The organism is Ramlibacter sp. (genome assembly GCF_029866045.1).
Lineage (GTDB): Bacteria > Pseudomonadota > Gammaproteobacteria > Burkholderiales > Burkholderiaceae_C > Ramlibacter.
The window spans coordinates 1-11,992 of sequence record NZ_JARXAB010000164.1 but is presented as its reverse complement, the minus strand read 5'-3'; the positions used below and the strand labels follow the sequence as shown (position 1 = coordinate 11,992).

11 protein-coding genes are annotated in these 11,992 nt (G+C 65.9%); 1 reads left to right on the top strand and 10 read right to left on the bottom strand.

The genetic code is table 11. The features are described 5' to 3' along the window. The 5 genes from QE494_RS16480 to prpB form a co-directional block, all read right to left on the bottom strand. A partial coding sequence (locus QE494_RS16480; RefSeq protein ID WP_300045097.1) for a tripartite tricarboxylate transporter substrate binding protein occupies nt 1-813 on the bottom strand: 813 nt, incomplete at its 3' end. Continuing rightward, nucleotides 810-2,414 (bottom strand): AMP-binding protein, encoded by a 1,605-nt coding sequence (locus QE494_RS16475; protein WP_300045095.1) that lies wholly within the window; start codon nt 2,412-2,414, stop codon nt 810-812. The genes QE494_RS16475 and QE494_RS16480, both read right to left, overlap by 4 nt. Nucleotides 2,415-2,575: 161 nt before the next feature. Further along, complete coding sequence (locus QE494_RS16470; RefSeq protein WP_300045093.1) at nt 2,576-3,445, bottom strand: amidohydrolase; 870 nt, start codon at nt 3,443-3,445, stop codon at nt 2,576-2,578. A 7-nt stretch (nt 3,446-3,452) separates the two neighbouring features. Next, entirely contained in the window at nt 3,453-4,448 is a 996-nt protein-coding gene (locus QE494_RS16465) for a tripartite tricarboxylate transporter substrate binding protein (RefSeq protein WP_300045091.1), read from the bottom strand. Between the two features lie 33 nt (nt 4,449-4,481). Next, nucleotides 4,482-5,402, bottom strand: coding sequence for a methylisocitrate lyase (gene prpB, locus QE494_RS16460; RefSeq protein WP_300045089.1), 921 nt, complete (start codon nt 5,400-5,402; stop codon nt 4,482-4,484). A 109-nt stretch (nt 5,403-5,511) separates the two neighbouring features. Between prpB and QE494_RS16455 the strand changes: the two genes are divergently transcribed. Beyond that, nucleotides 5,512-6,225 carry an IclR family transcriptional regulator gene (locus QE494_RS16455; protein ID WP_300045086.1) on the top strand — a complete coding sequence of 238 codons (714 nt, stop codon included), beginning with the start codon at nt 5,512-5,514 and terminating at the stop codon, nt 6,223-6,225. 78 nt (nt 6,226-6,303) lie between these two features. Here the strand turns inward: QE494_RS16455 and QE494_RS16450 are convergent, their stop codons facing one another. The 5 genes from QE494_RS16450 to glk all read right to left on the bottom strand — a co-directional run. Continuing rightward, entirely contained in the window at nt 6,304-7,692 is a 1,389-nt protein-coding gene (locus QE494_RS16450; protein WP_300045084.1) for an MmgE/PrpD family protein, read from the bottom strand. 19 nt (nt 7,693-7,711) lie between these two features. Next, complete coding sequence (locus tag QE494_RS16445; protein WP_300045081.1) at nt 7,712-8,710, bottom strand: tripartite tricarboxylate transporter substrate binding protein; 999 nt, start codon at nt 8,708-8,710, stop codon at nt 7,712-7,714. 34 nt (nt 8,711-8,744) lie between these two features. Further along, nucleotides 8,745-9,758: an Ldh family oxidoreductase gene (locus tag QE494_RS16440; RefSeq protein WP_300045079.1), complete on the bottom strand. Its 1,014-nt coding sequence runs from the start codon at nt 9,756-9,758 to the stop codon at nt 8,745-8,747. Nucleotides 9,759-9,777: 19 nt separating this feature from the next. Beyond that, the gene (locus tag QE494_RS16435) at nt 9,778-10,794 is read right to left on the bottom strand and encodes a tripartite tricarboxylate transporter substrate binding protein (RefSeq protein ID WP_300045077.1); all 1,017 of its coding nucleotides are present in this window, start codon (nt 10,792-10,794) and stop codon (nt 9,778-9,780) included. A gap of 283 nt (nt 10,795-11,077) precedes the next feature. Further along, a partial coding sequence (gene glk / locus QE494_RS16430; protein WP_300045074.1) for a glucokinase occupies nt 11,078-11,992 on the bottom strand: 915 nt, incomplete at its 5' end.

Genomic DNA, 11,992 nt, shown 5'->3' with positions numbered 1-11,992 from the left:
GTCGTTCAGGAGAGCCAAGACCGCCGGCGGCGTGCCCTTGGGGGCCAGCATGGCCACCCACACCGAGGCCACCGGGTCGGCAAGCCCAAGTTCGATGAAGGTCGGCACGTCTGGCAGCTTGGGCGAGCGGCGGGTCGCGGCAATGCCCAAAATGCGCACCCGCCCGTCGCGGGACGCCGGCAGCGCGGTCGGCAGCACGTCGAAATAGAGGTTCACATGGCCGCCGATCAGGTCGGCCACCGCCGGGGCGCCCCCCTGGTAGGGGATGTGCGTCATGTCCAGGCCTGCCCGCAGATTGAGCAGTTCGGACAGCAGGTGGGCGGTGGTGCCGATGCCGCCCGAGGCATAGGTGAGCTTGCCGGGGTTGGCCTTGGCATGGGCGATGAACTCCGCCAGCGTGCGCGCGGGCACCGAGGGGTGAACCTCCAGCACCATGGGCGTGGAGGCGACCAGGCCAATGGGCTCGAAGTCCCGCTGCAGGTCGTAGGTCTTGTCGGGGGACAGGGCTGAATTGAGGATGGTCGACGAAGACAGCTGCAACAGCGAATAGCCATCCGGCGTGGCGCGGGCGGCCTGGGCGCTACCGACGTTGCCGGTGGCACCCGCGCGGTTTTCCGCGACGATGGGCTGGCCGAGGATCTGGGCCATGCGATCGAGAACCGGTCGGATGGTCACATCAGCGTTACCGCCAGCCGGCCAGGGGACGACCACCTTGATCGCCCGGTCAGGGTAGGCCTGGGCGCGGGCGGCGGGAAGCGCCAGCGCGCCAGCGGCAGCCGCTCCGGCGGCCAGCAGTGAACGACGGTCGATCATGGAGTCTCCTTGGGTTGGTCTTGATACAGGCTGGACAGCAGGGTCTGCGCCCTGCCCTTGTGAACCTTGCCGGTGTCGGTGAGCGGAATGTCCTGTTCGGTCACCAGCTGCAGAAAACGCGGCACCTTGAAGACTGCCGCCGTCCGCCGGCAGTGCGCGATGAGGGCGGAGGGGTCAACCTGCGCGCCGGGCTTGACCACCACCATGGCGGCAACGATCTCGTCACGCGCGGCGTCGGGAATGCCGACCACGACCGCCTGCTGAACGTCGGGATGGTCCATCAGCACCTCCTCCACGTCGGCGGGCGACACGTTGATGCCGCCGGTCTTGATCAATTCCTTGAAGCGGCCCTTGAAGGCCAGCATGCCCGCGTCGTCCAGAACGCCGACATCACCGGTGTGAAACCAGCCCTCGGCGTCTATCGCCTCCCGGGTGCGCTCGGGGTCGTTGTAGTAACCCGGCGTGGCATGGCCCCGCAACAAAATCTCGCCGGCGGTGCCTGCCGGCACGAGCAGGCCGGTCTCGGGGTCGATGACTTTCATCTCCACCCCGGGCAGCGGCCGGCCGCAGTGGCGCCTGCGCTCAGACAGCGGGCTGCGACCGTCGGTCTGGACACTGTGGCCATAGCACTCAGTGAGGCCGTAGCCGGTGACCATTTCCCTCGGACCGATCTGGGCCATGATGTCCACCAGGCTGCTGCGGCAAATGCCGGTGCGCCAGGAAGACAGGTCTCGCGTGTTCAAGTCGGGGTGCTCGCGCAGTGCCTGCACGATGTGCGGGAGGGTGTAGGCACCCGTGCAACGCTCTTGCTCGATCTGGCGCAGCATGTCGCCGGTGTCGTACTTGAACAGCAGCACCAGCGAACCGCCATGGGTCATGACGGCAAACAGCGCATTGACGCAGCTGAAGCTCCAGAACATGGAGGTGGGAATCAGCATGCGGTCCTGCTCGGTCAGGTGCATGTTCTCGCCGATGCCATGGCAGTTTTCGATGCAGCCGCGGTGGGTGAGGCGCACCGCCTTCGAGCGCGAGGTGGAGCCAGAGGTAAACAGCAGGTAGGCGGTGTCGTCCGGATCCACGGCTTGCTGTGCGGCGTCAATGACCGCATCCGGCACCGCGCGCCCGCCTTCGAGCAGGGCCTCATAGCGCAAGGCGTTGGCAGGGATGGACGCCCCCAAAACGACGAGATGACGCAGGCGCGGACACACCTCGCCAAGATCGCCCATGCCGTTCAGAACGCTGAGGTAGTCGTTGCCCAGGTAGCTGTCCACCATCAACAAGACAGAGGTCTCGGTGGCGACCAGGGCATGCTGCAGCTCGCTTTGCTTCCACCAGGTGTTGACCGCCACCAGGATGGCGCCCAGCGAGGTCACCGCGAAATCGGCAATCAGCCACTCGGCCTGGTTTCCCATGAGCAGGGCCACCTTGTCGCCGCGCCGAACACCCAGGGCGTGCAGGCCCTTGGCAAGCTGGCGCACCTCGCCGCGAAACTCGGAATAACTGAGGCGCTTGTCGCCGACGGTGAGGAAGTTGCGCGCACCAAACCGGGCGGCCATTTCGTCCATCAGGCCGGCAAAGGTGCGGGAATTCGGAAGCTGCATGGGGCGCGAAATCCTGGCGTCAAATTCTCTTCGAATTGTACGGTTGTCTAGACGTCTCGCCCTGGTGTTTGAGGCCATCGGGTCAGTGCTTTCCCGAGGGTCCGGCCGGACTCGGCCGCCCGCTTCAAGACCGACGCTCAGGGCGCTGGATGGCCCAGCGCTCAGGGCGCCGGATGACCCTGCGCCAGCGGCTCGAAACCGAACCAGCGCCGGGGCGAATCCCACAGCACCTTGCGCCGGTCGGCCGCGTCCGGCAGCCAGCGCTCGAGCACTTGCTGCGTCGGGCGGTAGTCAATCCGACGCGGCACCCGCACAAAGGGCCAGTCTGAGCCCCAGAAGCAGTTGTCCAGGGTGAAGGCCTCCATCAGCGCAGCGACGAAGGGGTCACAGTCCTCATAGGGCCAACCCCGCTGCGAATAGCGAAACGGCCCGGAGAGCTTGATGCCGGCCTGACCACGCCGACCGAGTTCGAGCACCGCCTGAAAACCAGGCTGCGCAAGCCCGCGCGAGATATCCGGACAGGCGCAGTGGTCCACCACCACCCGGATGCCCGACGCACTCAGGATCGGCAGGAGCTTGAGCACCTCGTCGTCGTGAAAGTAGATCTGCGCGAACCAGCCAATCTCCTTGATGCGCGCCAACAGGCGCTCGCCCTCCTTGCCTTGCAGCGAGGTGGCGCCGGAGAACAGGGTGTTGAAGCGCGCTCCCACCACGCCGCTGTCGGCCAGCATCTGCAGGTGGGCGTCGCTCGCGTCGTGTCCGACCAGGGCCACGCCCTTGAAGCGCCCGCCGCCGCTGGCGATGGCGTCGAGCATGCAGCGGTTGTCCAGTGCATAGCCGGCAAAAGGATTGACCAGCAAACCATGGGTGAAGCCATGGGCCGCGAGCACGACCTCGAACTCGCGCGGCGTGCCGCACTCATTGGCCTGGGGCTGATAGGCCAGCGGGTTGTTCAGGGGGAAGCGCGCGGCGTCGAGCACGTGCGCGTGGGCATCGACGGCCCACGCCTCTGACGGCAGCACCTGTGTCATTTCAGGGTCACTCCGGCTGGACGCCGGCGTCCTTGATCAGGCGTGCCCAGGTCACGATCTCGCTGCGCAGGAAGGGGCCGAACTCCGCCGGGCCCAGCGACTGGGCGTCAAAACCGATCGCCCTGAGCCGGTCACGCACCTCGGGGGTGGCCAGCGTGGCCTGGAGCGCGTCCGAAATTTTCTGCGCCGCTGCCGGCGAGGCCTTGCCTGGCAAGAGCAGGCCCGTCCAGGCGGAGATGTCGAAGTCCTTCACCGTCTCGCTGATCGCCGGGGTGTCCGGCAGCAGGGCCGAGCGCTTGCGCATGGTCACCGCCAGCAGCTTGATCTTGCCGGCCTGCACCTGCGGCATGGCGGTCGCAAAGTCCGCAATCAGCACCTGGACGTGGTTGCCCATGAGGTCGGTCACCGCCTGAGGGCTGGACTTGTAGGGGACGCTGGTGATCTCTACCCCCGCACCTCGCTTGAGCGTCTCCATGCCAACAAAGGTGGTGGCGTTCGGTGTGCCATAGGCGAGCTTGCCCGGGTTTTGCTTGGCGTAGGCCAACAGCTCGGGGATGGTGTTGGCCGGGACGGCGGGGTGGGCCACCAGCATGAAGGGCAGCAGCCCGATGCGCGCAACCGGCAGCAGGTCTTTCACCGGGTCATAGGGCAGCGACTTGTAGAGGCTCGGATTGACCGTGTTGACGCTCGCTCCGCCCACAAGAATCGTTTGGCCGTCCGGCGCCGCTTTGGCCACGAAGTCGGCGCCGATCACGCCGTTGGCGCCTGGCTTGTTCTCGATCACCACCGTCTGGCCCAGGCGCTGCCCGATGCCGGGGGCCACGATGCGTGCGATGTTGTCGGTGTAGCTGCCCGCGGCGAAGGGCACCACGAAGCGCAAGACCGGCGCCGTGCTGCCCTGCGCCCAGGCACCGGTACTGAGGGCGGTACCTGCCACCAGGCACGCGGCGAGGGCCAGGGTTCTGCGGCGGCTGCCGGAGTCAATTTGAAATTTGTTTGTCATGGGGATGTCTCCTTGGTTTTCTGTGGGGCGGGCTCAGCGCTGCGGCTGGCCCTGAAAGAGCTCGTCGTATTTCTGCTCGTAGGCGTGGTAGTTCAGCGCCTCGTACAACTGCGCGCGGGTCTGCATCTCGCCCAGCATGGACTTGACCGAGCCCTCGCGCAGGATCGTCTCGTACACCTTCATGGCCGCAGCAGCCATGGCCCTGTTGGCCGACAAGGGGAACAAGGCGGCGGCCACGCCGGCACCACCGAGCTCCTCGAGGGTGAAGGGCGGCGTCATCGAGAACTCGGTGATGTTGGCCATCACCGCGTGCGGGCGGTCGATGGCGGACACAAAGGCCTGGTACTGAGACAGGTCCTGGCAGGCCTCGGCAAACACCATGTCGGCGCCGGCTTCCACATAGGCACAGGCCCGATCGATCGCCGCCTGCAGGCCCTCGTTGGCGAGCGAATCCGTGCGGGCGATGATGAAAAACGATTCGTCGCTGCGCGCGTCGACGCAAGACTTGACCCGGTCGACCATCTCCGCGGTGCTCACGATGCCCTTGTTGGGACGATGGCCACAGCGCTTGAGCGTGACCTGGTCTTCAATGTGCAGGGCCGCCGCACCGTCCTTGATGAGGCCTTTGACCAGACGGGCGATATTGAGCATGCCGCCAAAGCCGGTGTCCACATCGACCAGCAGCGGCAGGTCACAGGCGTCGGTGATCCGGCGCACGTCCTGCAGCACCTCGGACAAGGTGGTGAGCGCCAGGTCCGGCAAGCCATGCGAGTAAGTGGCCATACCGCCACCCGCCAGATAGATGGCGGAGTGACCAGCCCGCTCGGCCAGAACAGCGCAGTAGGGGTTCATGACCCCCACCACAGGCAGGGGCTTGTGCGCGACGAGGGCGGCGCGAAAGCGCTCGCCGGGCGTCTGCTGGGAGGGGGTTTTTTGAAGTGAGTCGATCAGCATGTGCCACAGTCTGTCGCGGACACGTGCCCCCTACAATTGAGTTGTGCATAGCGCAACAAATAGTCAAAACAGCGTCCCACGCCCTGCCGCGGCCGGCGAGCGTTGCAACGTGGACGCCGTCACCCGCGCGCTGAAAGTGCTCGACGCATTTTTGCCCTACGAACAGGGGCTGCGCCTGGCGGACATGAGTCGGCGCCTGGGCATGGAAAAGTCCACTGTCTTGCGCACCGCGCGCACCCTGGCCCGCTCGGGCTACCTCGTGCAGTTGGAAGACGGCCGCTGGCGCCTGGGCCCCGCGGCGGGCGATATCGGCCTGCGCTACCAGACCTCCTTCGACATCGGCCATGACATCGACGCGGTCCTGCGCAAACTGGCCACCGAATCCGGCGAGACTGCGGCGTTCTTTGTGCGCGAGGGCGAGGCGCGCATCTGTGTGGCCCGCATCGACTGGCCCAGCGTGGAGCGCTTTCACATTCGAACTGGTGAGAAGCTGCCGCTCGACCGGGGGGCGTCCGGGCATGTGTTGATGGCGTTCGCCGGCACCGGGGGCGACTTCTACAGCGCGGTGCGCCGTGTGGGCCACTACATCTCGCTGGGCGAGCGGGACAGCCGCATGTCGAGCATTGCGGTGCCGGTTTTTGGCGCGCGCCGCAAGCTGTTCGGCGCCTTGTGTATTTCTGGCCTGGCCCACAAGCTGGGCGAGCAGCAACTCACCGGCTACCTGCCGGCCTTGCAGCGGGCGGCCCACAGCCTCTCAGCAGCCCTGGCGCGGCAAACCTGGCCGGTACCCACGGGTGGCGCGGGGGCGTGGCATCCGAAGTAAGCGCACATCCCACGGTCAGGGCTGAAGGAGCTGAAGGGGCGAGAGCGGTAGCAGGCGACCGCAGCCAGTCACAGGGAACTAGAGCAGCCGCATCAGCGCCTGCACCGAATCGAAGGATTCAAGCCGCCGCACCACGTCAACCACCTCACCCGCGTCGACCTTGCATCCCGACAGCCGAGCCAGGCGCGTGAACTTGTCAATCTGCTCATCGACCGAGCAAGGATCTCCCGGCGTGCCATGGGCGTCACGGGTCTCGGCGCGATGCACCGCACCGTCATGGAGATGAACCTCCACCCGGCAGGCGAACTGACGCGGGTAGACGCTGTCGGCGACCGCATCCACCTCCAGCGAAACACGCCCGGCAATGGCGGCCCGGGCCGGGTCTGCGATGGCGGGGAGGTTGAACTCCTGCGGGTCATTCGGGTCGCCGCCAAGAGCCACGGCCACGCAATAAGGAATGCTGTACTGCGCGTCCATCGTGTCGGTGATGTGGGTGTTGCCGTTGTACTTCACGGCAAACGCACTGGTGGCCACCACGACCTTGGCGACGTCGTTGGCCGCAATGCCATGCTGCGCACGAATCGCCAGCAGCAGTTGCACCACACCCTGAATCCAGCCGCAGATCGGAAAGACCTTGACCCAGATGTCGTCGATCGCCCAGCTTGCGCCCATTTGCGCGTCGAGGCGCGCAGGCTGCGCAGTATCGGCGCTGAAGGCGTCAAGCAAACCAAACTGGCCATCGATGGCAGCCGGCGGGGCGGTGAAGCCGCGGCGGGCCAGCATGGCCATGCGCACCGCAGCTTCTGCCGCACGGCCCGCATGCATGCGCTTGACCATGCCGGCTTGGCCGGCCGCAAAATTCTTGACACCCGAAGCGCAGGAGCAGGCCAGCCCCACTGCGTTCAGCAACTGATCGAGCGGCAGGCGCATCGTGACCCCCGCAGCCAGCGCGCCCGCCACAGGTCCGACCACGCTGGTCTTGTGAAAACCGCGCTGTGAGGGCTGCATGCCCAGTGCGAGGCTGATGCGCGCCGTGGCCTCATAGCCAGCCAAGATGCCGCGCAGAACATCCAGGCCGCTGGCGTTGACCGCCTCGGCAGCGGCGAGCACCGCAGGGACGATGACCGTCCCGGGGTGAATGACGGCCTCGGACAGCAGGTCGTCGAGTTCGAAGCCGTGCATCGCCGTCCCGTTGCACAAGGCAGCCTGGCTGGGGGCGACTTTTTCTGAGCGGCCGAGGATGCGACTCACCCCCTGCGAGCCATCGGAGAGAACTTCGGCCGAAATGATCTGCCCCCAAGGCTGCTGGGCGCCGAGCAGCGCACAGCCCAGCGCGTCGAGCAGGCACCAGCGGGCTTTCTCCGTCGGCCCGGGCAGCGTCGCCAGATCGAGTTCATGGAGAAAGGCCACCATGCGCCTGGCGTGACCGACAGGGCGCTGGGTGTCCAAGGCAATCGGTGCGGCCATGGGGACTCTTTCGATCGGCTTAGCTAGACGCCTTGATGTTGGCGGACTTCACCACCTCGCCCCAGCGCTTGAAGTCACGAACCAAAAAGTCGCCCATCTCGGCACTGGTCGAGCCCACCGGGTCGGCACCTTCGGCGATGAAGCGATCACGCACCTCCGGCACCTTCATGATGCGGACGATTTCGCGGCTCAGGGTGTCGGTCACTTCCTTGGGCATGCCGGCAGGGCCAACCAGGCCGTACCAGCCACCCATGTCGTAGCCGGGCACGCCGCCTTCGGCAATGCTGGGCACCTCGGGCATCAGGGCGGAGCGCCTGGCACCGGTCACACCGATGGCGCGCAGCTTGCCCGAGCGCACCAGGGGGAGCGCGGTCGGGATGGTGGGGAAGGAGAGGTCCACATGGCCCGCCACCAGGTCGTTCATGGCGGGCGCCGAACCCTTGTAGGGAATGTGGTCCATCTGCGCCTTGGTCAGAAGCTGCAGCAAGGCGCCCGAGAGATGGCCCGGCGAGCCGTTGCCGGCGGAGGCCTGGCGCAGCGGTTGGGTGCGGCCCAGCGCCAAGAGCTCTTGCAGGTTCTTGGCCGGCAGGCCGTTGTGAACGACCAGGATGTTGGGAACCATCGCCAACAGCGAGATGGGCGTGAAGCTCTTGACCGGGTCGAACTGGCTGCGGTCCATCAGCAGGGGGTTGGTCGTCAAGCCGAGCGACGACATGTGCAGCGTGTAGCCGTCGGGCGGCGACTTCGCGGTGGCGTCGCTGGCAATCATGCCGTTGGCGCCGGCACGGTTTTCGACCACCACCGACTGGCCCAGCGACTTGGACAGCTCCTGGCCGATCAGGCGTGCCGCCACATCGGTGAAGCCACCCGGTGCAAAACCCACCAGGATCTTGATCGGCCGGTTCGGAAAGGCACCCTGGGCCAGGGCCGGCCCGGCCACTACGCTGCCGGTGGCGGCAAGGGCGCTGCCCAGGACTTGTCGACGTGTCAGAGTTGATTTCATTTCGATACCGTCCATGAAGTGAAGGAGAGGAAGAAAGAGAAGAAGAAGTTCAAGACATTTGCCGCAGGTGCTCCACGACGCGCCGGCTCACCAGGATGCCCTGGCGGCGCCGGATCTCGCGCTCGCGAAACCCGCGCTCGGAAGGAATACGAACCGGGCTGGCACCGGCTTGGAGGGGGAGGCTCCTTACCTTGCTCAAAAGCGCCTCCAGTTCGGCGGTGAACTGTTCGCGGGGCATCAGAAGCTCGGGGTCGAAGGCGACGAGGAAGTAGCCGAAGTCGCTCAGGTCCCCGTTTCTGAACTTGGCCCCCGCAAGCAGGCCCAGCGACTGAATCGCCAGCGACAAGCCAAAGCCCTTGTGGCCGCCGAAGGGAAAGACGCCCCCTTCCAGCAGCTCGCTGGCCACGCGGGTGGGTTGGCCTTGCTTGTTGATGCCATGGACCTCGGCAAACTCCTCGCCGAGAAAGGCCTTCATCAGCAGTTCACCCGACATCACCGAACTGGTTCCGATGTCGTAGATGAAGGGATTGACCTGACCGGGCAGCGCAATGACCATGGGGTTGGTGCCCAGCACCTTCTGCGCGGCGCCCGGCGGCACCACCGTGGGTGTGCTGCTGCCGGCGTAGATGCCGCAAAAGCCCGCCCGGGCGATTTTTTCCAGGTAGTAGGCGTTACGACCTGCAAACCAGCTGTTTCGCATGCCAATGAGCGCAATGCCGGATTGGCGAACCTTGCCGATGGCGATCTCTGCCGCCTGCAGCATGGTGATGTAGCCCACGTTGTTGCCGCCATCGAGCATGGCCGAGACAGGCGTCTCGCGCACGATGGACAAGGGCACCCGGGGCTTGGCAAGCTCAGGCCGCTGGGCGATCACCAGAATGCGCGGCAAGCCGGCGAACTCGTAGCCCCAGGCCGAGGCGTCCACCAGGTGCGCGGCAATGGTGCTGGCTTCCTCGTGGGTGTAACCGATCGAGCGCAAGGCCTTTTCGCCGAGCGCCTGCGCCTCGTCTAAGGTCAGGCGCAGGGTGTCTTCGGTATCCGGGTCAAGCAGGGCTTCGGTCATGGTCGTCCTGGGGGCAGCCTCACTCGGCCTGCACTTTGGCCTTCTTGACCACCGGCCCCCATTTGTTCAATTCGCTCTCGATGAAGGCGGTGAACCTTTGCGGCTCCCCTCCCACCACTTCGTAGCCGGTTTCGACCAGTTGCTTTCTGACCTCGGGGTCGGCCATCACCCGGTTGAAGGCCGCGTTGAGCTTGGCGATCACATCAGCAGGAGTGCCGGCAGGCACCAGGATGCCGTTCCAAGAGCTCACGTCGAAGCCGGGCACGCCCGATTCAGCGATAGTGGGCACATCGGGCATGGCCGAGGCGCGCTTGGCGGTGGTAATGCCCACGGCACGCACCTTGCCCGCCTTGATCTGGGGCGCCAGCACCACGGGCACCCCCATGAGGAAGTCGACCTCGCCAGCCATGACCGCGGTGGTGGCGGGGCCGCCGCCGCGATAAGGAACATGCAACAGGTTGGCGCCCGACATCGACGCAAGCATTTCGCCGCCGAGGTGGTTGATCGCGCCCTGCCCCGAGGAGGCATAGCTCACCTGCCGCGTCTTGGCCAGCGCAATCAGTTCGGCCATGTTCTTGACCGGCAGGTTGGGGCTGACCACCAAGGCCTGCGGCACCAGGGTGAGGAAGATGACTGGGGCGAAGTCGCTCGCCTGGAAGGGCATCTTGGCGTAGATGTGCGGGTTGATCGAGTGCGTGCCCGAATAGGCAAAGGTGATGGTGTAACCATCCGGCGCCGCCTTGGCGCCCACCGCCGCACCGATGTTGCCGGCGGCGCCGCCCCGGTTGTCGATCACGACCGGTTGGCCCAGCACCTGAGAGAGCTTCGGGTTGAGCATGCGGGCCAGCAGGTCGGCACCACCGCCCGGAGGCCAGGGAACCACCCAGCGGATCGGCCGGTCAGGGTAGCCCTGGGCCAGAGCGGCGGGAGCAGCGGCAAGGCCCAAGCAGCCCACCACGGCAAGAAGCAGGCGCCGCAGTTTCTCTCTGGGCAGGGTGTTGGACTTGTTCCCGTCGCTGCTGGCTGGGTTCGTCATGCTGTCTCCTCAGAATCATTTTTTTGTGCCGTGGCCCGCCCTCGCCAAGGCCTTGGCCAAGGTCTAGGTGAAGGCCTCGGTGAAGGTGCCTGCCCGTGCAGGGCGCCACACCTGCCCGACGAACGAAACATCGGGTCGAATGTACAGATAATCGACAATGCATGTCAATTTGCGGCATCGGTTTCGATCAGTGAAACGCCGAATGCATTTGCGGCGCTTGCATTTGCGGCGCTTGCATTTGCACCCCATGCATTTGCGCTGAACGTATTGAAGCTGTACGCCTTCAATCGAGCAGGGTGGCCACCCCCTGCAAGGCCGCTGAGGAAGGTGTGTCGATGACCCAGACGGGGACGGGTTGGAGGTAAGCGGCAAACCGCCCCTTGTCCTCAAAGGCCTCGCGAAATCCCGAGTCGTCCAGGAAGGTACCCAGACGCGGGGCAATGCCGCCGCCGATGAACACCCCCCCGGTGGCGCCGAGGGTGAGCGCCAAGTCGCCCGCAGCGCCGCCCAGCCAGCGACAGAACTGCAAGAGGGCCTGCCGCGCCGTCGGGTCCCCCTGCTCGAGCGCGAGCGCGGTCACCGCAGACGGATCCAGGCCCCAGTCGGACGCAGGGCCCTGACCGGTGTGCAGCAGGCTGGCATAGATGTTCACGATGCCCTGGCCACTGAGCACGCGCTCCGCAGACACATGACCATACCGCTGTTGCAAAACAGACCAGATGCGGTGCTGCGTCTCGTCATGCAGTGCCAGGCTGACATGCCCGCCCTCCCCCGACAAGGGCAACCAAGCGCCCCGCGAGTCGGGCAGCAGACCCGACACGCCCAGGCCCGTCCCCGCCCCCAGCAGGGCGACAGGCGCCCTGCGGGTAAAGGGCTGGTCCACCCTTCCACCGATCTGGCGCAGGTAGGCGGGCGCGATGCAAGGCAAGGCCAGAGCGAGCGCGGTGAAGTCGTTGACGACAGCGAGCTGCTTCAGACCGAGTTGGTCCTTGAGCGCCTGAATGGAAAAAGACCAGTGGCTGTTGGTCAGCTGGACATGGTCAGACTGAACAGGACAGGCCACCGCGAGCGCAGCGCTCTCCGGAATGGGCAAATGATTCTTCTGAAGCCAGAAAAGCGCCGCCTCGGCCAATCCGGCGTGGTCTTGGCAGGGCAAGACTTCGATGCAGCGCAAGGGCGCGCCTGGCGCGTCCTGCCA

Bases quoted from the DNA above. Each gene is read 5' to 3' on its own strand.
- QE494_RS16445 (WP_300045081.1), bottom strand. From the start codon at position 8,710: ATGGACGGTATCGAAATGAAATCAACTCTGACACGTCGACAAGTCCTG.
- QE494_RS16435 (WP_300045077.1), bottom strand. From the start codon at position 10,794: ATGACGAACCCAGCCAGCAGCGACGGGAACAAGTCCAACACCCTGCCC.
- QE494_RS16470 (WP_300045093.1), bottom strand. From the start codon at position 3,445: ATGACACAGGTGCTGCCGTCAGAGGCGTGGGCCGTCGATGCCCACGCG.
- QE494_RS16440 (WP_300045079.1), bottom strand. From the start codon at position 9,758: ATGACCGAAGCCCTGCTTGACCCGGATACCGAAGACACCCTGCGCCTG.
- prpB (WP_300045089.1), bottom strand. From the start codon at position 5,402: ATGCTGATCGACTCACTTCAAAAAACCCCCTCCCAGCAGACGCCCGGC.
- QE494_RS16465 (WP_300045091.1), bottom strand. From the start codon at position 4,448: ATGACAAACAAATTTCAAATTGACTCCGGCAGCCGCCGCAGAACCCTG.
- QE494_RS16450 (WP_300045084.1), bottom strand. From the start codon at position 7,692: ATGGCCGCACCGATTGCCTTGGACACCCAGCGCCCTGTCGGTCACGCC.
- QE494_RS16475 (WP_300045095.1), bottom strand. From the start codon at position 2,414: ATGCAGCTTCCGAATTCCCGCACCTTTGCCGGCCTGATGGACGAAATG.